Origin of the sequence: Luteibacter sp. OK325 (assembly GCF_003050935.1) — a bacterium.
Lineage (GTDB): Bacteria > Pseudomonadota > Gammaproteobacteria > Xanthomonadales > Rhodanobacteraceae > Luteibacter.
The window spans coordinates 87,556-106,411 of sequence record NZ_QAOX01000012.1; the positions used below are offsets into that span (position 1 = coordinate 87,556).

Sequence of the window (18,856 nt, forward strand, 5' to 3'; positions counted from 1 at the left end):
TCATTGGCCACCCTGAGTCCATCGTGACGACGATTACTTATAAGGAACAAGCTTCCATCGACCGCTTCCGCTTGTACTCGCGAACTTCACCTTCAGCGCATCCGCGTTGCCATACCAATCCGTCGTGGACACGATGAGGGGGCCGTTTTCCTTACCGGATTCATAAGAGACCTTTTGCCGCCCGACGAGAACGAAGACACCTTGCTGTACATTTGACGTCGGCAACGTTGGCTTTGCGGTCGGCCCCGTGGGCAGTGAAGTGTTCCATATAAGTTCGAGGCTCCCGGGCTGGGCATATCCCGTGTAACACGCGAACTCTTCACCATGCACCTTGTCCTGCCACTGAATCATGCCCGGGGCGCTGACTGACATGTATCGGATTCCCACAGGCTCTCCCGTCGGACTGTTGAACGACAATGAGTAACGGTGTACCGAGTCCGGATCGCTCGGCGGTATGACGGCGCCCTGGCCGTCCTCACCGATGTCATCACCCGAGAGAGTGTCCCGCACCCATGGATAGCGATCGATTGGCGCGCCGGCGAACACGTCGGCGCGCACCTCGGCCCTGGAGTTCAGGTCACCAACGTGTTCCCCGCCGCAGTTGTCGAACATCATGCCGTTTGTCAAGAAGGTCCACCCATCGTCGAACGTCACATGCGCGCAAAGTGAAGTTGCCTGGGCAGACCCTCGCCTGTTGGCGACGTAGAAGTATCGATTCGTGCTTGCCGACGGCGAGGCTGAATCGCCGGAGCGATCGCCATCCACAGGCGAGCTTTCCGGATGAAACAGATAGCCCTTGTAGTGCTTAAGATCTTCAGCGCGATCCACACCCGGACTGTTGAACCAGCCTGACAAACCCGTCTCTTCGAAGGGCAACGGGCGAGGAACAGGCTCGTCGGCAAAGGCAATGGTCAGGCTTGCCAGCTCTGACGTGGAGGGCACACCGGGCTTGCCGTCTCTCGTGAAGGCCAACTCTATCTTGAATTTGATCTGCTGCAGGCCGTTCGAATAGGCCTTATCGCTATCCGAGATCCGCGTAAGCGTGAAAGTGGTGATTGTGCAGGCCGGCTCCGTCACGACGCAGTCCGGACTGGCCAGCGCAGATGTTCCTTTGCTCACGGACGCGTGTTGTTTGGACGTCTCATGCGTCGTAGATTTTGTGGTTTTCACTCTGAACCTCCTGGAATGCGAGAGTGGAGAGATTTGACATGCCTTCCACTACCACTTGCCGATGACACCAAAGTCCAGGGTCACGCCGTTGTCGACGCTACCGATCTGAAGGCGGTGATCGTTTCCAAACAGATCTCGAAGGATGACATTCCTGCGATTTACATCGTTCGCATCGTGATCCTTCTCGCCGCTCTTCCCGCTCCAATAGAACTGACGGTGTTCGTCAAAGACGTGATACAAGAAATTGATGGCTCCCGCCTCGAACGTCTGTGTCCTTCCCATCGTTCCATATACGGAAATGTTGGTAGATCCCCGACTTTGGCCCTCGGCACCTTCTCGCCGACTTAGATCTCGGGTGAGGAAGTCCGGAACGTCGAAGAAATATTCTCTCCCATACTCGCCAGTTTCGTGGAGACAAGTCGTGAACATTCCCTCCCATTTTTTGAGGGAGCGATCTTTGGTTTCGCCATGATCGGCGTAGACATTAACGTAGCCGCCCACTGTACTGCTGCTGTCAGCAATTCGCAGGAGATCGATCTTCTGACCTGGGTTGGGATACTCGAATGTGATGCGCTTGTTCCACACAGTGAAGTATTCCAGGCCACTGTGATTGTATTCGGTGGTCGTTGTGTGAAAGTACGCAGCACCCAGGTTCCACGTGGCGGGATAGATGTTTACGCCACTATTGAAGCCGCTCGCTGCGGTGGTGATTTCGCTGCCAAGAGGCGGCGTGATCGCAACGGCTATGGTCTCGGCGCTTGTTGCGGTCGTTCGGATCCAGAGATCAACCGTCACGGTGTTCTCGGCCACAGGCGCGTCGTCATCTGAACTGCTCGACCATGCGTCCAGCTGAGGCCCCGGAATGACGGATCCGTCGTACTTGTAGGTCCGATCTTCCGCCACGTCGAGATACCAGTCCGACGGAACCACTCCTCCGCCGTCATACCGCACCAGCCTTATCCTCTCTGCTAATTCGGAAGCCGGGACGGGAACAAATTCACCGTCCAGCCGAGGCGATATGATCACCCTGATATGAACTTGTTGCCTGCCGTTAGCAAACACTTTCGATTGTACGACTCCTCCAGCGTTTCCGGATGCCGTGGGCGGAAACAGAATGTAAAAATCGGACGCGGAACTCCAGCTAGTAGCGCGTGAATGGCGCGGTCCGATTGCGCCCTCCACGCGGGGCTCTTCTTTCGAATCGAATTGCTCGATCGTCTCTTCCGTCGTGGATTCGGTCGCCCTGGTTTCCTTGCGGGTCGAACGCCTGATGATGCTCACTCTGAACCTCCTGGAATGCGAGAGTGTGATGTCGCATTCCGAGTCTCCCTCGCGCTGAGTGGCCCTGCAATAGCCCGACCGCCGCGGGCCTGCACAAATCGTTAGTCAATATCGGCAGCGGAATCTCCATCTCGAGCACCGGGCAGACTTTTCCGTTAGAGCGCATTCCGTGGCAGGATCGCCCCATGCGCACCGATTACCTCATCCGCCCCATCGAGCCCCGCGACGATGCCGACATGGCCGCCGTGATCCGCAACGTCATGCCTGAATTCGGCGCCGACGGCCCCGGATTCGCCATCCACGATCCGGAAGTGGATGGCCTGTCCGGTGCGTATGCCCGGCCACGCCATGCCTACTTCGTTGTCGAGAAAGAAGGCCACGCCATCGGCGGCGCGGGTATCGCCCCACTGGAAGGCGGCGACGAGGACACCTGCGAACTGCGCAAGATGTACTTCCTGCCCAAGGCACGCGGCATCGGCGCGGCCTCGCGGCTCATGCGCCGCTGCCTGGACGCGGCACGCCGTGCCGGCTTCCAGCGCATTTACCTGGAGACACTGACCGGCATGGACGCGGCCCAGGTGCTTTACCTGCGCCACGGCTTCGCGCGCATCGAGGCGCCGATGGGTGGCACCGGGCACTTCAGCTGCGACCGTTTTTTCCTGCGCCATCTCAACGACGGTGATCTGATCGTCGCGCCGGAGCCGCCTACCCTGCTGTTCGCGATCGACGATCCGGGGCGCGACGATGTGTTGCCGCTGATCGAGCAGCTGCATGGTTACCTCTCCGACCTGTACCACCAGCCGCTGCCCCAGCATGTGGGCGTGGAAAGCCTGCGGCAGCCACACGTGACCTTCATGACGGCACGCGTCGATGGCACACCGCTGGCCTGCGGCGCCGGGGTCGATCACGGTGACTACGTGGAACTGAAGTACATGTACGTCGTGCCGGCGTGTCGGGGCATGGGGCTGGGCAAGGAGATGCTCGAAGCCCTCGAGGACCAGGTACGGGCGGCGGGCGGCACGAAGGTGAAGCTGGAGACCGGCACGGCGCAGACCGAATCGATCGAACTCTACGAGCGCTCCGGCTATCGCCGCTGCCCTCCGTTCGGCGATCATCACGCCCATCCCGCCAGCATCTTCATGGAAAAACCGCTTTGATCCGCATCGCCACCGAGGCAGACGCCGCCGCCTGCCACGCCATTTACGCGCCCATCGTCCAGAGCAGCGCGATCACCTTCGAGACGGATCTGCCCGGCGAAGAGGCGATGCGCGGGCGCATCCTTACGCGTCTCGCCACCCACCCTTGGCTGGTCTGGGAAGAAAACGGCGAAGTGCTCGCGTACGCTTACGGCGGCCGCTTCCGCGAACGCGCGGCCTACGACTGGATCGCCGAGACCTCGATCTACGTGCACGAGAACGCACGCCGTCGCGGCATCGCCCGGCGTCTCTACGGCGCCCTCCTCGGCGCCATGCGCCTGCAAGGGATCAACCAGGCCGTGGGCGTGATCACGCTGCCTGGGGCGACCAGCGTGGCCATGCATGAGGCCATGGGGTTTGCGCCTGCGGGCGTCTGGCCCAAAGCCGGTTACAAGCTCAGCCAATGGTGGGACGTGGGCGTGTGGAGCCTGTTCCTGTCGGAGCCCGAGACGCCGCCGGTGGCAGTGATTCCGTTTGCGCAGCTGGCGGCTTCCGGGGCGATGGATCGGTTCCTCCAGAACCTCTGACCCTGCGCTTATTTGTTGTGGGAGCCGATTCATCGGCGATCCCCGGCAGCGGGCCAACTTGCGTCAAGCACCCATCGCCGCTGAAGCGGCTCCCACACCAAGCCCCCTGCCCCTGCGCCGCCGCGCCTGCGCTCCTGCCGCGGCGCGGCAAGCCGCGCGGGGCGGGGCTCGGCTAAGATTGGCTTCTTTGCCAGTCGTACCAGCGGAGTATTCATGCAGCTCGAACAGGTCAGGGCCGTCATCACCGGCGGCGCATCCGGTCTCGGCCACGCCGTGGCGCAGCGTCTCGTCGCTGCCGGCGCGAAGGTCGCCCTCTTCGACGTGAACGAAGAGAAGGGCCATGCGGCCGCCGCCGCCCTCGGCAAGAATGCGAGTTTCCAGCGCACCGACGTCACCTCCGAAGAAGGCGTGACCGCCAACATCGCCGCCGCCCAGGCCGCGATGGGCGGCCTGAACGTGGTCGTCAACTGCGCCGGCATCCTCGGCGCCGGCCGCGTGCTTGGCAAGGAAGGCCCGATGCCGCTGTCGACCTTTTCGGGCACCGTCATGGTGAACCTCGTTGGCAGCTTCAACGTGGCCAAGGCCGCTGCGCAGCTCATCCAGGCCAATGCGGCCGGTGAAGACGGCGAGCGCGGTGTCATCATCAACACGGCCTCGGTGGCCGCCTACGAAGGCCAGATCGGCCAGGCCGCCTACTCCGCCTCCAAGGGCGGTGTGGTCGGCATGACGCTGCCGATGGCACGCGAACTGGCACGCTTCGGCATTCGTGTGAACACCATCGCGCCGGGCATCTTCTGGACGCCCATGGTCGACGGCATGCCGCCGGCCGTTCAGGAATCGCTGTCCGCCTCGATCCCGTTCCCGTCGCGCCTGGGCCGGCCGGAAGAGTTTGCCGACACCGTGGCCTTCATCATCAACAGCCGCTATCTCAATGGCGAAACGATCCGCCTCGACGGCGCGGTTCGCCTCGCTCCGAAGTGATCGGTTCCAACGTCATCCACTCCAAAGACATCGAAGTCGAACGCCATGAAAGCATCTGATGTGAAGAAAGGTAATGTCGTCGAGCACGACGGCACCGTATACCAGGTCCGCGATATCGAACGCAGCTCGCCCTCGGCGCGCGGCGGCAACGTGACCTTCCGGTTCACGCTGTACTCGATCCCGGGCCAGCGCAAGTTCGACCTCAGCCTGCGTGCCGAAGACGAACTCAAGGAAGTGAGTCTCGAGCGCCGCCAGGCGAAGTTTTCGTACATGGACGGCGACAATTTCGTCTTCATGGACGACGAGGATTACACCCAGTACACGCTCGGTCCCGACGTGGTGGGCGAGAACGCCGGTTATGTCGTCGAGGATCTCGAGGGTTACTACGTGCAGGTCATGGACGAAGCGCCGATCGGCCTGCAGGTTCCGACCTCGGTCGTCCTGGTCGTGACCGACACGGCGCCGGAGCTGAAGGGTTCCAGCGCGACCAAGCGCAACAAGCCGGCCAAGCTGCAGACCGGCATCGAAGTGCAGGTTCCCGAGTACATCACCAACGGCGAGAAGGTGACGGTGAACACGCTCACCGGCGAATTCGCGGGCCGCGCTTCGTGATCACATGACCAAGAGCTATTCGTTCCGCGCCAGCGTCATCGACACGTTGATTCGGACGAAGCGACCGGATGTCCCCATGCGGGTCGCATTGCGCAACACCGCTGCGGTGGTGTTGCCGCTCGCTGCCGGCATGTATACCGGGTATCCACAAGTCGGCATCGGCATCGCCGCCGGTGCGCTCGACACCATGTTCTCGGACCAGCCCGGTCCGTACCAGCAACGCCTGAATCGGCTTTTCCTCGCCGCGCTGGCGGCTGGCGTGGCCTCCCTCGTCGGCTTCGTGATCGGCGACGAGGTGCTGCCGATGTGCGTGGCCTGCGCACTGTGCGGCTTCTTTGGTGGCCTGCTCGTCGTGTTCGGCGCGGACATCGCCCGCGTGGGCATGACCAGCATGCTGCTGCTGGTGATCACGGCGGCCACGCCACAGGATATCCGCGGCGCGCTCTCCGGCGGCGGGCTGATTTTCGCCGGCGGCATGCTCCTTGCCGTGTTTTCCATCGCGGCATGGCCGCTGCAACGCTATCGGCCGGAACGGGCCGCGCTCGCCCTTGTCTATCGCGGCCTCGCCGACCTCGCGCGCAAGCCGCACAAGGATGGCGAAGCGCCGGGTATCACCGATGCGATGAACGCCCTGCAGCTCACCCTGCTCGGCCGTCACCACGCGCATGGCCGCGCGATGGAGGCCTTCCGCGTGTTGTTGGAACTGGCCGAGCGCATTCGCCTCGAGCTCGTCGCCATGGCCGAGCTCGAAGTGAAACGCGAATCGATGGCCGAGATGTTCCGCAACGACGCCGCCCGCGTCCTTACCGCCACGGCGGATGCGCTCGACGCGGCAGAGCCACCGCAGCGTGCCGAACGTGCCCTGGCCACCTTGCAGGCGAGCGAACGGGCGTTGCTCGCCGGCTCGACCGGCACGGGGGTGGGTGCCCATATCCAGGCTTTGTCCGGGCAGCTCGCCGCCGTGGTCCGCAATACGAACTGGGCCGGCAGCCGCGGTGAAGAACGCGCCCAGCGTGCGGAAACCAGCCTTCCCGACACCTTGCGCAGCGCCTCGCCGCTGGCCACCCTGCGCGCGAACATCACCCCGCATTCGGTGGCCTTCCGCCACGCCGTGCGCTGCGCGGTGGTGCTCACGCTCGCCTTCGCGGTGTCGCGTTACTTCCACCTGCCGCACGGATACTGGTTGCCGATGACCGCCGCGATCGTGCTGCGTCCGGACTTCGCGGCGACCTTCAATTTTGGCCTGCTGCGCGTCGTCGGTACCGTGCTCGGGCTGATGCTGACCACCTTCGTGCTGCGACTGACACCGGACGTCGTCTGGGCGCATATCGCCGTGATGGGCGTGCTTTGCGTGGCCTTCCGCTATCTCGCCGTCGCCCATTACGGCATCGCCGTGGCCGCACTGACCGGAACCGTGGTCGTGCTGCTTTCGTTCGAAGGTGTCGACCCGTTCAACGCGATGTTCGATCGCGTGCTCAATACCGCGCTGGGTAGCGCCATGGCCCTGCTGGCCTATGTACTGTGGCCGTCGTGGGAGCGCAGCCGCGCGCGCATTGCGCTATCGGAAATGCTCTGCGCTTACGCGGACTACCTCGACACCCTGGTAGAACCGGCCGACCGCGGAACGCGCCACCAGGTGCGCAACGCGACGCGCACCGCGCGGACCAATGCCCAGGCCTCGGTCGACCGCCTGCGCGCCGAACCGGGTACGCCGGCGGTCCTGCAGGAACTGGCCGAAACGCTCTACGCCAACGGCAACCGCCTGGCCCGTACGGCAATGACACTCGAAGCCCTGATCGATGTCGACGAGGTACCCGCGGAATGGGCCCACGTCGGACCCTTCATCCGCGAGGCCGCGATGGCCCTGCGCGCGCAGGGTGAGGCGCTCACGGTGGCGGAAGGTGCCACCGTACCGCCCGACCTGCGCCTGCACCAGCGAGCGCTGGTCCAGGCCCTGGCGCGGACGAAGGACCGGGAACTGGCGGAGGCGATCGGACGCCTGACCGACCGCCTGACGGACAACGTGGATACGGTGGCGCACGTGGTGACGCGGCGTTCGGTGACCCCGGCCTGATCGCGATCCGCCCGGCGACGTCGGGTTGCTGCACCGCGAGAGGCCCCGGCTCCCCGCCGGCGCTACACTCGGCTCCATGCTGAAGATCGATACCCACGCGCACATCCTGCCCCGTGACTGGCCCGATCTTGCGGCCCGCTACGGCGACGAACGCTTCCCGGTAATGACCCACTCCAGCGGTCACCACCGGATCTACAAGGACGGCCGGTTCTTCCGCGAAGTGTGGGAATCCGCATTCGATGCGGATCACCGCATCGCCGATTACGCGCGTTTCGGCGTGGGCGTGCAGGTGGTCTCCACGGTGCCGGTGATGTTCTCGTACTGGGCCAAGGGCTATCAGGCCCTGGAGCTGCACACCCATCTCAACGACGACATGGCCACGGTCTGCCAAACGCATCCGCGCCACTATGCAGGTATCGGCACGGTGCCCCTGCAGTCGCCCTCGCTGGCGATTCGCGAGATGGAGCGCTGCATCGACGAACTCGGTCTGCAAGGCGTGCAGATCGGTTCGCACTGCAACGACTGGAATCTCGATGCTCCCGAGCTGTTCCCGTTTTTCGAAGCCGCTGCGGACCTGGATGCCGCCGTGCTCGTGCACCCGTGGGACATGATGGGTGCCGAGACGATGCCCAAGTACTGGCTGCCCTGGCTGGTCGGCATGCCCGCCGAGCAGGCACGGGCTGCCTGTGCACTGATTTTTGGTGGCGTACTGGAACGCCTGCCGTCGCTGAAGATCATGCTCGCCCACGGTGGTGGCAGCTTCCCTTACTCCATCGGTCGTATCGAGCACGGCTTCCGCATGCGTCCGGACCTGGTTGCCACTGACAATGCGCGCAACCCCCGCGAGTATCTCTCGCGGCTGTATTTCGACTCCTGCGTGCACGACGACGCGGCACTGCGCTACCTGCTCGAGGTGGCCGGCACCGAACGCGTCATGCTCGGCACCGACTACCCGTTCCCTCTGGGCGAGCAGGAGCCAGGCGCCGGCATCGAGGCCCTCGGACTGGACGACACCTCCCGCGCCAGGCTGTTCCACGGCACGGCGCTGGAGTGGCTGGGCGTTCCGTTGTCGCGCTTCCAGACCATGTCCGCCGTGGCGTGACGCAACGCACACTGTCACGGGCCATGGGCGGCAGGACGCTGTGCAAGAATGCCCGCGTTGCGCCGCGCTGCCGCGGCCTCTACGGGGAATCCTTAATCGTGAAGCGCCTCCTGCGTACCTTTTCGCTTGCCTTCCTGCTGGCCAGCCCTTTTGCGACGGCTGCCGATGTCTCCATGGCCGGCGGCGCCCTCCACGTGTCCGTCCCCGATACCTGGGTGCCGATCATGCAGTCCGAAGGCGAGACGGAGACCCAGGTGTTCCAGGTACCCGGCTCCAACGGGGCGGATGCGACCCTGGCGCGCGTCTCGATCACCCTTCAGCAGGTACCCAACCTCAACGGTTTCCAGCAGTTCTCGGGCAACATGCGCAGCCGCGCTTCCGGCCTGACGGAATATGCCGCGGGCAAGGCCACCTCGCCCACCGAGAATGTCTACACGGCGAAGGAAGGCAAGGTAAAGCTCGACTACTTCGAGCGTTATTTCTACAGTGGCGGCTATGCGATCCAGCTCCGCTGCATCCGCCCCACCAGCGATGCCAGGTGGAATGCCTCGTTCGACAAGGGTTGCGCCGACGTCGCTGCCCGTATGCCCTCCTGATTCCCAAGGTAGTCAACGTATGACCGGTTTCGAAGCGACGCGCGGTTGGGCCCAGGCCCAGGATGCGGCCGATCCCCTGCGCGCGTTCCGCGGCGAATTCCACATCCCGCCGCACCATGGTCGGGAGACCCTCTACTTCTGTGGGAACTCGCTCGGCCTGCAGCCGAAGGGCGTGCGCGCCGCCGTAGAAGCGGAGCTGGCCGACTGGTCGGAGCTCGCGGTGGAGGCACACTTCCGCGGGCGCTCGCCGTGGCTGCACTACCATGAGTATGTGCGTGACGCGATGGCCGACGTGGTCGGCGCGAAGCCGCATGAAGTAGTCGCCATGAATACGCTGGGCGTGAACCTGCACCTGATGATGGTGAGTTTCTATCGGCCTACGCAAGAACGCCCCGCCATCCTCATGGAAGCTGGCGCGTTTCCCACCGACCGGTACGCGCTCGAGTCACAGGTTCGTTTCCATGGTTTCGATCCAGCCACCGACCTGATCGAGATCCAGCCCGATGGCCCCGGCGGCACGCTGTCGATGGCGGCCATCGAGGAAGCCATCGCCGAGCACGGACATCGCGTGGCCCTCGTCGTGCTGCCGGGCGTTCAGTACCGCACCGGCCAGGTATTCGACCTCGCCGCGATCGTCCGGCTGGCGCGTGTGCAGGGCTGCGTCGTGGGTTTCGATCTGGCCCATGCGGTGGGCAACCTGCCGCTGGCCCTGCATGACAGCGGCGCGGATTTCGCCGTGTGGTGCACTTATAAATATCTCAACGCCGGCCCGGGCGCGGTTGCCGGCTGCTTCGTGCACGAGCGCCATGCGAACGCCGACGTACCGCGTTTCGCCGGCTGGTGGGGCCACGACAAGTCGACGCGCTTCCAGATGGGCCCACAGTTCGTTCCCACACCGGGCGCGGATGGCTGGCAGCTGTCGAATCCGCCGATCCTCGCGCTGGCACCGTTGCGCGCGTCGCTGGATGTGTTTACGCGGGCGGGCATGGATAACCTCGTGACGAAGAGTCGCCGCCTCACCGCCTACCTCGACTGGCTCATTCGCAGCCGGCTCGATGACACGCTCGACATCGTTACGCCGAACGATCCATTGCAGCGTGGCGCACAGCTTTCGGTGCGCGTGCGTGCCGGTCGCGATTCGGGTCGCATGTTGTTCGGCTACCTCGAACAGCAAGGAATCATTGGTGACTGGCGCGAACCCGACGTGATTCGCCTGTCGCCCACGCCGCTTTATAACCGCTTTGCCGATTGTCTTGGCGCGGTGGAAGCGATCGAAGCGTGGCGCGGGATGCAGGCATGAGCGTGCAGGAACTGTTTCCGGCTCCCTACAGCGAGCGGGGCAACGGGTTTGCCGTGCAGGCCGTGACGCACTGGCTGCGTGTTGCGCCCGGGCGCGTGATGTTTGGCCTGAAGGCCGGCGGCTTACCCGTTGGTTTGCCCGATCGTCCTGCGGCGGTGTCACATCGCGGTGTCGAAGCGAAGGCGGATGGCCACATCACCGCCATCGAGGATGTCAGCAGCGCGTGGTTGCGCGAGCACCCGGACGTGACTTCACGCTATGTCACGGCCCTGCGCGAGGTGCTGACGAATCCTCGCGTCCGCCTCGATGGCTACGCTACGCACGCGATTTTCACCGGCTCCGTGGAACTTTACGCGGGCTCGCGCATGGATAGCATCGCCTTCGAACTCGACGACGAGGATGGCTCGTACGAGCGCGTGATCGAGCTTCTTCGCCATGCACCGCGCGACGGACGCACTGCCTTCGCGATGCCGCCCGAGCCTGGCATGGGCAGCTTCGAAGATCCCGTTTTCCTGGCTGGCGATCAGGCGTGGATCGATGGCCAGCGGGTTCTGATCGAATACGTCCCCGATGAAGGTGGCCGCGCGGAGACCGTGGCGCTCGATCGTGATTCGCTCGCGGATGCGGTCGAGCGGGCGTGGGTAGCGATGATGGATGTGTCGGAGCGGATTCGCGACGGACTTGCTAAGCCGGCCTGAACGCGTGCAATCCGCTGCGGACTCTTCAAGACCATCCGCTTGCACCTATCCACGGCGCCGCCCTCGCGGATGGCGACGATACGGACTACTAGCTTGCGTTCGCCGGGTGACGAACCTGCCCTTGCCCGCGAACGACGAATCGCTCAACGGTCAACGACTCCGCGCCCATCGGCCCATAAGCATGGAGCCGCGTCGTCGAAATCCCGATCTCCGTACCGAGCCCCAGTTCGCCACCGTCGCTGAATCGAGATGATGCATTGACCATGACGACGGCGGAGCGGATGGCGCGAATGAACCTGTCTGCGGCGCCTGGATCGCGCGTGGCGATCACTTCGGTATGGTCCGAACCGTAGCGGCGAATATGTGCGATCGCCTCATCGAAGCTCTCGACGACGCGCACGGCAATGATGAGGTCGAGGAATTCGGCAGCGTAGTCCTCGTCGCTGGCGGCTACCACGTCGGCGACGAAGTTGCGTGTCGCAGCATCGCCCCTTACATCCACTTTCAATTCGCGAAGTCTTGCCACGGCAATCGGCAGGAAGGTCGCCGCCATGTCCTTGTGTACGACAAGCGTTTCCAGCGCGTTGCACACGCCGGGGCGACTGGTCTTGCCATCCACCAGCAGTCGTAGTGCTAGTTCCGGGTCCGCGTCGCTATCCACGTAGAGATGGCAAACGCCCTTGTAGTGTTTTATCACCGGCACACGCGCGTGCTCCGCGACAAAGCGGATCAAGCCCTCCCCTCCGCGAGGAATCGCGAGGTCGACGATGTCAGTGAGCTGGAGGAGCTCGACCATCGTCTCGCGACGCGGATCGTCGACCAGCGTCAGCGCGGCTTCGGGAACGCCCTCCGCCTTTAATGCTCGGCGTAAGGCTGCAGCTATCGCGATGTTGGAGTGCATCGCATCGGAGCCCCCGCGCAGGATTACCGCATTGCCCGCCATCAGGCATAGTGCGGCCGCATCGGCCGTCACGTTCGGCCGGGCCTCGTAGATCATCGCTATTACGCCGAGAGGAATGCGCACGCGCTCGACAACGATGCCATTGGGCCGCGTCTCGCGTCGCGTCGTGATACCGACTGGATCAGGTAGGGTCGCCACTTCGCGGATCGCGGCGACGATGCCGGCGATGCGTGAGGCATCCAACCGCAGGCGATCGAGCATGGCGTCGCCGGTGCCGTTCGCACGGGCGGCGTCCATGTCCATGGCATTGGCCTCGAGCACGACGGCCTCTTCTGCGGCAAGCGCGTCAGCCATGGCGTGGAGGAGGCTTCGCTTGGCGGCGGTGTCGAGGCCAGCAATCGCCGCGGCGGCGTCCCGGCAGGCAAGCGCCTTGTCACGCAGGGAAGAAGACATCGCGACCTCGCTCATTGGGCTCGCTCATGGGATGACGGCAACGAGATCGTCGCGGTGGACGACGTTCTCGCCGTAACTGTAGCCCAGCGTGGATTCGATATCGCGGGTGTGGCGGCGTGCGATGCGGCGAACGTCGGCCGCCGAGTACTGCGCGATGCCGCGCGCGAAGGGTGCCTGCTCGTCGGCGATGTCGACGACGTCGCCACGGGCGAAGTCGCCTTCGGCAGCGACTATCCCTCCCGGGAGCAAGGAGGCGCCGCGGGCGCGCAAAGCGTCGCCCGCGCCCGCATCGACCGTGATCTTGCCGGCCGGTGGCGCATGGCGCAGCCAGTACTTGCGGGCGGCCAGACGCGTACTGGGCGCGTGAAGGCGCGTACCTGTCAGGGTGCCCTCCGCCAGCCGCTCGATGCAGGCAGCGTCGCGGCCGTCGAACAGGATCGTCTCGATGCCGGCCGCGGCGGCCTTCCCCGCCGCCTCGAGTTTCGTCCGCATGCCACCGGTGCCAGCCGCGCTACCGGCACCGCCGGCGGTTGCGAGGTGCTCCGCGGTGACTTCCGCCACCTCGTCGATGGGCTGCGCGAGTGGGTCGATTCGTGGATTGGCCGTATACAGCCCGGCGATGTCGGAGGCGATGAAGAGCACATCGGCATCGACCAGGGCAGCCACGATGGCAGCGAGGTTGTCGTTGTCGCCGAGCTTCAGCTCGTCGACCGCGACGGTGTCGTTCTCATTGATGACCGGGATGGCGCCGAGCAAGAGCAACTCGCGCAGCGTGGTCCGCGCATTGAGGTAGCGGCGGCGGTTGCGCAGGTCGTCGTGGGTGAGCAGGACCTGGGCAACCGGAGCGTCGAAGAAACTCTGCCAGAGCGCGATGAGGCGGGTCTGGCCGAGGGCGGCGAGTGCCTGTCGGCCGGTGAGGCCGGCTGCGCGGCCGGGTGTGGCGAGGCCGCGTCCTGCGGCTACTGCGCCGGAGGAGACGATGACGACCTCGCGGCCGGCGCTGCGGCTTCGAGCGACGAACGTGGCCAGGGCTTCGGCGTGGCGACCGGTGAGGCCACCTTCAGGCGTGGTCAGGAGGCTGCTGCCGACTTTGAGGACGGCCCGCCGCCAAGGGGGTAGCGGTTGTGGGGTGAAGGCGTTTGGCATGGTCCTTCCCTAACGTTTTGGCTGTCCCATTCGCCGCTGAAGCGGCTCCCACAAAGAGCAAAAGAGCGAAGAGCGAACAGCTTCGCCGATGAATCGGCTCCCACACGAGACCTGCGCAGGTCTTGTGTGGGAGCCGCTTCAGCGGCGATCAGCCCGACAGGGCTGCCAATCTGGCCCGCAGCGTATCCAGCATAAGGTCGTTACCAGCACCTGGCGAGGTACGCGCGGCGAGACTCGACTCCGGTGTACGGCCCTCGCCCGACGAGGCTGCCGTCTCGGCCGCCGCGCGGTAAGCATCGCGGAACGGCACACCCGCAACCGCCGCCTCGATCGCCACATCCGTCGCGTACATCGCCGGTTCGATCGCCGCGCGCATCTTCTCCGCCTTCCAGCTGAAGCGCGCGAGAAGGTCGGGCAGCAGTTCGAGCGCGCCGAGGCCCATGGAGAAGCCGTGGAACAGCGAGCCCTTGGAGAATTGCAGGTCGCGTTGGTAGCCGGTGGGCAGGGACAGCAGTTGCTCGATCTCGGTGCGGGCGGCGGCGACGCTGGCGTAGCTGGCACGCAGCAGTTCGACGACGTCGGGGTTGCGCTTGTTCGGCATGATCGACGAACCGGTGGTGTACTCGCCCGGCAGGCTGACGAAATCGAACTCTGCCGTGGTGAACAGCGAGAGGTCCCAGGCCAGGCGGCGCGTATCGAGCAGCGCCGTGCCGACGGCATCGAGCGCGGCCATCTCGAACTTGCCGCGCGACAACTGGGCGTAGATCGGCGAGACCTGCATGCGACCGAAGCCGAGCGCCTGCGTCGTGTGTGCGCGGTCCAGAGCCACATTGACGCCATACCCAGCCGCCGTACCCAGCGGGTTCGCATCGATCAGCTCAAGTGCCTGACGCGCACGTAGCGTGTTGTCGATGAAGGCCTCGGCGAACGCGGCGAACCACATGCCCGTCGATGAGACGACTGCACGCTGGATATGCGTATAGCCGGGCATCGGCACGGAATCCCCGGCGGCGCGCTGCAGGCACACTTCGGCGATCTGCCGACACAACGTCTCCAGCGCCGACAGCTTCTCCTTCAGCCACAGGCGCGTAGCAACAAGAATCTGGTCGTTGCGGCTACGGCCGGTATGCACACGCCGGCCAGCGTCGCCGAGGCGCTCGGTAAGGCGGGCCTCGATCGCGGAGTGCCCATCTTCGAAGCGATCGTCGAGAACGAACAGGCCAGCCGAGAAGTCACCGGCCAGTACGTCCAGCTCGCGAAGCAGCGCATCGCGCTCGTCGCCGGAGACCACGCCGATATTGGCCAGGCCCTCGACATGCGCCTTGCTCGCGGTGATGTCGTGCAGGAAAAACTCGCGGTCGAGCACCACGTCGTTGCCGGCAAGGAAACGCATGATGCGTGCGTCCACCTGCGTATCGGATTTCTGCCAGAGCGGCTGTGTCATCGTAGGGTCCTTTCGCTCAGAGCGGAATGGCAGTGAGCTCGTCGAAGCCGAGCGCGCGGTTGACGTTCTGCATCGCCTGCGAGGCGGCGCCCTTGAGCAGGTTATCCAGCGTGGCGACGACGACGACGCGACGGCCATCGGCCGACATCGTGAAGCCACCGATATCAAGGTGGTGTTTATGCGCGACCTGACTCACCCACGGCGCTTCGTCGACGATGTGGATCAGCTTGTCGTTGTCGAAGCGCGCCTCGAAGCGAAGGACGATCTCCTCGCGCTTGGCCGGCTTGGCCAGGTACAGGTTGGTAGTGACCGTAAGCCCACGGAAATGCGGCGCGACATGCGGCATGAACTCCACCGGCAGGCCGAGATGGCGGCTCGCTTCCTTCTCGTGCATGTGGCCCGTGAGCGCGTAGGGCATGAGGTTGTCGCGCAACTTCTCCGGATCGTTACGATCCGACGGCGTCGTGCCGGCGCCGGAGTAACCGGAGACGCCGAAGGACACCGGCGGTGCTGCCAGAAGATCTTTGATCGGCGCGACGGATACCTGGATCGCCGTGGCATAGCACCCCGGGTTGCTGATGCGCTTCTCGCCACGCCAGCGGTCACGGTAGAGCTCCGGGAGGCCGTAGTACCAGCGCTCGTCGAAACGATAGTCCGCCGAGAGATCGACGACCACGGTGGAACCGCCGGCCTGGTCGATGGCCTCGACATAAGGAGCCGCCTTGCCGTTGGGCAAAGCGAGGATCACGACGTCCGCCGCCTGTGCGGCGACGGCATCCGGGTCGAGATTGCCGTACGCGAGGTCGCCCTTGTAGGTGTCGCTGTGATCGGCCAGGCGCTGCCCGTCCAGTTCACGCGAGGAAACGAAGGCGAGTTCCAGGTGCGGATGATTCGCGATGAGCTTGATCAGCTCGGCGCCCGTATGGCCGCGCGCGCCGACGATGCCGATGGTCTTGGTTGCCATGACCGGTCAGTCCTGCAGGGTGGGTATGCGCGTGGCGCAATGCGCCACGCAGCGTTCGATATCCGCGAAGTTGTCCAGGCCGTACCAGAACACCTTCCAGCGCGACTGTTTGAAACAGCCGTCCGACTCCGCGTAATAGAAATGGTTGATCACGTTGCCGTGGCGCGAGCGCCAGAACAGCTTGGGGTTCTCGTCGCGCATGACTTGCCACACCGCTCGACCGAGACCTTCGCCCTGGGCTTCGTCCAGCACGGCGAACTTGTCGAGATAAGCGAATCCTTCGTCCTGCGTGAGCACCATCGCGGCCCGATAGTTCTCGGAAACGTAGAGGCGAAACAGATTCGTGCGCTCGAAATAATCAGGCACCACCGAGCGACCGAAACTGGATTCGATCAACTCGCGAAGGCGCTCCTTGTCGACACCCTCCCACGATTCGTAGCGCAGCACGCGCTCACCACGCCGCACCAGGGTGCCGGAACCCTTGTGCGTGAAGAGCTCCTTGGCGAGCTCGGCAGGCCGCGTGATCGACACCGACGAGGTCAGCGGCAGGTCATCCAGCAGATCCTTGATCTGCTCGATCTTCAGGCGCATGCCGGAGTGCAGCCACGGCTGCTTGAGCAGCTGGTCGTACTCGGTCGACAGGTTGATCGAATCGATGACGTTGCCATCACCGTCGAGCAGGCCGCCCGTGCCGGTGAGGAACACGATCTTGTACGGCTGCAGCACGCGCACCAGCTCGTTCGCGGCAAAGTCGGCGTTGATGTTGAGGATCTGGCCCGAATCCGTCTCGCCCAGGCTGGCGATGACCGGAATCGACCCCGCGCGCAGGCTGGCTTCGATCGGCGCGAGGTTGATCTCACGCACCTTGCCGACCAGACCGAACACGTCCTGGTCGAGGAAATCGGCGGCGAACACGCCGGACGGAACCGAGGTGGCGCGCGTATCGACTTCCTGCAGTGCCTCGACCAGACGCAGGTTCTGCGCCTGGAACACACGCCGGACGATGGCCAGCGCTTCAGGCGAAGTCACACGCAGGCCGTTCACCGTCTTCTTCACGATGCCGGCGGCCGACAGCTCTTCATCGAGCTGTGGGCCAGCGCCATGCAGCACGATCGGCGTCAGGCCGACCTGCTGCAGGAAGGACAGCGACGAGGTGAGCGCCGGCAGGTCGTCGCGCAGCACGGCGCCACCGACCTTGACCACGGCGAAGCGCGCTGCGTCCAGCTGCGAGAAGCGCTTGAGGTACTGCTGGATCTCACGCGCGCTGCCCATCGAGGACAGCAGGCGCACGATCGTTTTTCGGGTGTGCTTGTTAGAGTCCACTGTCCACGATCCGATGGATGGTCTGTGCGTAATGCGCGAGCTGGTCCAGGAGGACCCATTCGTCGGCGCTGTGTGCCTGGGCGATGTCGCCGGGGCCGTAGACGAAGGTGGTGTAACCCGCCTTCGAGAACAGCGCCGCCTCGGTCCAGAAGTCGACCGCGTTGCCGACCGGGATGCCGAGTTCGTCGGCAAGGTCGCGTGCGGCCAGTCGACGTGACTCGGCCGTCGCGGTGTCACCCGCCGGCAGCGAGTCGCCGCGGAAGGTTTCGCCGTACTCGACGGGCGAGGGATCAACCAGCGTACGGAAGGTTTCGAGCAGTTTGTCGGCGTCCATCGAGGGCAACGGACGGAAGCCGAATCGGATATCCGTCGTCGGCGCGATGACGTTCGCCTTGATGCCGCCTTCGACCTTGCCGATGTTGAAGCGTAGACCGGTCAGGCCACCGAAACGTTCGTGCGACAAGTTCTGCACATGATCCAGTGCCGCCGCGCCCCAGCGAATACCCTGGTGCAGCGCGCTGTCCGACGGCTTCTGCTCGCCGGAGGCATGCCCTGCCCGTCCCTGGAAACGCATCTGCACCGAGTGGATGCCACGGTGTGCGAGCACGGCTTCGCCCTTGGTCGGCTCAGCCACGATGATCGCTTCGTAGTCGCGCTGGGTCTTGAGGAAGCCATCGATGCAACGCGCATCGTTGGCCTCTTCGTCCGTCGACAACAGCAGGGCCATGTCGCCCTTCGTAGCATTGGCCACGGCGACAAGCGCGGCAGCCGCGCCCTTGATGTCGCACGCACCGAGGCCGATCGCCCGGTCTTCGGTCACCCGCAGCTCGTGCGGGTTAGCGGTCCAGTGCGGCGAATCCGGCACGGTGTCCATGTGCACGTTGAAAAGATACTTTGGCTTGCCGCGTACGGCATAAAGGTTCACGGCACCGGCGCCGAAATCGGTCACCTGCACGTCGAACCCCGGAAGGTTCGCGCGCAGGTAATCGAAGATGCCGTCCGTGCCGATTTCGCGGGGCGGATTGCGCGTGTCGTAGCCGACCAGCGCGCGCAGATGGGTCAGGGTGTCCTCGAGAAGCTTGTCCATG

At 64.5% G+C, this 18,856-nt stretch carries 16 protein-coding genes and 2 pseudogenes; 10 read left to right on the forward strand and 8 right to left on the reverse strand.

Features of this window, described 5'->3' with window-relative positions; all coding sequences use genetic code 11:
• Nucleotides 1-33 precede the first annotated feature (33 nt).
• Nucleotides 34-1,170 (reverse strand): hypothetical protein, encoded by a 1,137-nt coding sequence (locus C8J98_RS20190; protein WP_146171686.1) that lies wholly within the window; start codon nucleotides 1,168-1,170, stop codon nucleotides 34-36.
• A 48-nt stretch (nucleotides 1,171-1,218) separates the two neighbouring features.
• Nucleotides 1,219-2,451, reverse strand: coding sequence for a hypothetical protein (locus C8J98_RS20195; RefSeq protein ID WP_107915418.1), 1,233 nt, complete (start codon nucleotides 2,449-2,451; stop codon nucleotides 1,219-1,221).
• Between the two features lie 185 nt (nucleotides 2,452-2,636).
• Here C8J98_RS20195 and C8J98_RS22415 point away from each other — a divergent pair.
• The 10 genes and pseudogenes from C8J98_RS22415 to C8J98_RS20240 all read left to right on the forward strand — a co-directional run.
• Nucleotides 2,637-3,122 (forward strand): annotated as a pseudogene (locus C8J98_RS22415) (GNAT family N-acetyltransferase); the annotation flags it as partial.
• 165 nt (nucleotides 3,123-3,287) lie between these two features.
• Nucleotides 3,288-3,608: pseudogene (locus tag C8J98_RS22420) on the forward strand (GNAT family N-acetyltransferase); the annotation flags it as partial.
• Entirely contained in the window at nucleotides 3,605-4,174 is a 570-nt protein-coding gene (locus C8J98_RS20205) for a GNAT family N-acetyltransferase (RefSeq protein WP_107915420.1), read from the forward strand. The pseudogene C8J98_RS22420 and the gene C8J98_RS20205, both read left to right, overlap by 4 nt.
• Nucleotides 4,175-4,387: 213 nt before the next feature.
• The gene (locus tag C8J98_RS20210) at nucleotides 4,388-5,155 is read left to right on the forward strand and encodes an SDR family NAD(P)-dependent oxidoreductase (RefSeq protein ID WP_107915422.1); all 768 of its coding nucleotides are present in this window, start codon (nucleotides 4,388-4,390) and stop codon (nucleotides 5,153-5,155) included.
• Between the two features lie 45 nt (nucleotides 5,156-5,200).
• Complete coding sequence (yeiP, locus tag C8J98_RS20215; protein ID WP_107915424.1) at nucleotides 5,201-5,767, forward strand: elongation factor P-like protein YeiP; 567 nt, start codon at nucleotides 5,201-5,203, stop codon at nucleotides 5,765-5,767.
• A gap of 4 nt (nucleotides 5,768-5,771) precedes the next feature.
• Nucleotides 5,772-7,841: an FUSC family protein gene (locus C8J98_RS20220; protein WP_107915426.1), complete on the forward strand. Its 2,070-nt coding sequence runs from the start codon at nucleotides 5,772-5,774 to the stop codon at nucleotides 7,839-7,841.
• 76 nt (nucleotides 7,842-7,917) lie between these two features.
• A complete protein-coding gene (locus C8J98_RS20225) occupies nucleotides 7,918-8,943 on the forward strand; it encodes an amidohydrolase family protein (protein WP_107915428.1) in 1,026 nt (341 codons plus the stop codon).
• Nucleotides 8,944-9,041: 98 nt separating this feature from the next.
• Nucleotides 9,042-9,539 (forward strand): hypothetical protein, encoded by a 498-nt coding sequence (locus tag C8J98_RS20230; protein ID WP_233260317.1) that lies wholly within the window; start codon nucleotides 9,042-9,044, stop codon nucleotides 9,537-9,539.
• A 19-nt stretch (nucleotides 9,540-9,558) separates the two neighbouring features.
• Complete coding sequence (kynU, locus tag C8J98_RS20235) at nucleotides 9,559-10,839, forward strand: kynureninase (protein ID WP_107915430.1); 1,281 nt, start codon at nucleotides 9,559-9,561, stop codon at nucleotides 10,837-10,839.
• Nucleotides 10,836-11,537 (forward strand): hypothetical protein, encoded by a 702-nt coding sequence (locus C8J98_RS20240; RefSeq protein ID WP_107915432.1) that lies wholly within the window; start codon nucleotides 10,836-10,838, stop codon nucleotides 11,535-11,537. The genes kynU and C8J98_RS20240 overlap by 4 nt, the downstream gene beginning before the upstream one ends.
• Before the next feature lie 88 nt (nucleotides 11,538-11,625).
• Here the strand turns inward: C8J98_RS20240 and C8J98_RS20245 are convergent, their stop codons facing one another.
• The 6 genes from C8J98_RS20245 to C8J98_RS20270 all read right to left on the reverse strand — a co-directional run bounded on the left by C8J98_RS20245 (nucleotide 11,626) and on the right by C8J98_RS20270 (nucleotide 18,855).
• Complete coding sequence (locus C8J98_RS20245) at nucleotides 11,626-12,891, reverse strand: glutamate-5-semialdehyde dehydrogenase (RefSeq protein ID WP_107915542.1); 1,266 nt, start codon at nucleotides 12,889-12,891, stop codon at nucleotides 11,626-11,628.
• A 24-nt stretch (nucleotides 12,892-12,915) separates the two neighbouring features.
• Nucleotides 12,916-14,037, reverse strand: a complete 1,122-nt coding sequence (gene proB, locus C8J98_RS20250; protein WP_107915434.1) for a glutamate 5-kinase — start codon at nucleotides 14,035-14,037, stop codon at nucleotides 12,916-12,918.
• A gap of 148 nt (nucleotides 14,038-14,185) precedes the next feature.
• A complete protein-coding gene (locus C8J98_RS20255; RefSeq protein ID WP_107915436.1) occupies nucleotides 14,186-15,481 on the reverse strand; it encodes an argininosuccinate lyase in 1,296 nt (431 codons plus the stop codon).
• Nucleotides 15,482-15,497: 16 nt separating this feature from the next.
• The gene (gene argC, locus C8J98_RS20260) at nucleotides 15,498-16,445 is read right to left on the reverse strand and encodes an N-acetyl-gamma-glutamyl-phosphate reductase (protein ID WP_107915438.1); all 948 of its coding nucleotides are present in this window, start codon (nucleotides 16,443-16,445) and stop codon (nucleotides 15,498-15,500) included.
• Between the two features lie 6 nt (nucleotides 16,446-16,451).
• Nucleotides 16,452-17,768: an acetylglutamate kinase gene (locus C8J98_RS20265; RefSeq protein WP_107915440.1), complete on the reverse strand. Its 1,317-nt coding sequence runs from the start codon at nucleotides 17,766-17,768 to the stop codon at nucleotides 16,452-16,454.
• Entirely contained in the window at nucleotides 17,758-18,855 is a 1,098-nt protein-coding gene (locus C8J98_RS20270) for an acetylornithine deacetylase (protein ID WP_107915443.1), read from the reverse strand. The genes C8J98_RS20265 and C8J98_RS20270 overlap by 11 nt, the downstream gene beginning before the upstream one ends.
• Nucleotide 18,856 lies beyond the last annotated feature (1 nt).

What these genes read in the sequence shown, in the direction of transcription:
- kynU (WP_107915430.1), top strand. Translation starts at nt 9,559, where the DNA reads ATGACCGGTTTCGAAGCGACGCGCGGTTGGGCCCAGGCCCAGGATGCG.
- C8J98_RS20240 (WP_107915432.1), top strand. Translation starts at nt 10,836, where the DNA reads ATGAGCGTGCAGGAACTGTTTCCGGCTCCCTACAGCGAGCGGGGCAAC.
- yeiP (WP_107915424.1), top strand. Translation starts at nt 5,201, where the DNA reads ATGAAAGCATCTGATGTGAAGAAAGGTAATGTCGTCGAGCACGACGGC.
- argC (WP_107915438.1), bottom strand. Translation starts at nt 16,445, where the DNA reads ATGGCAACCAAGACCATCGGCATCGTCGGCGCGCGCGGCCATACGGGC.
- C8J98_RS20225 (WP_107915428.1), top strand. Translation starts at nt 7,918, where the DNA reads ATGCTGAAGATCGATACCCACGCGCACATCCTGCCCCGTGACTGGCCC.
- C8J98_RS20255 (WP_107915436.1), bottom strand. Translation starts at nt 15,481, where the DNA reads ATGACACAGCCGCTCTGGCAGAAATCCGATACGCAGGTGGACGCACGC.
- C8J98_RS20270 (WP_107915443.1), bottom strand. Translation starts at nt 18,855, where the DNA reads ATGGACAAGCTTCTCGAGGACACCCTGACCCATCTGCGCGCGCTGGTC.
- C8J98_RS20245 (WP_107915542.1), bottom strand. Translation starts at nt 12,891, where the DNA reads ATGTCTTCTTCCCTGCGTGACAAGGCGCTTGCCTGCCGGGACGCCGCC.
- C8J98_RS20220 (WP_107915426.1), top strand. Translation starts at nt 5,772, where the DNA reads ATGACCAAGAGCTATTCGTTCCGCGCCAGCGTCATCGACACGTTGATT.
- proB (WP_107915434.1), bottom strand. Translation starts at nt 14,037, where the DNA reads ATGCCAAACGCCTTCACCCCACAACCGCTACCCCCTTGGCGGCGGGCC.
- C8J98_RS20210 (WP_107915422.1), top strand. Translation starts at nt 4,388, where the DNA reads ATGCAGCTCGAACAGGTCAGGGCCGTCATCACCGGCGGCGCATCCGGT.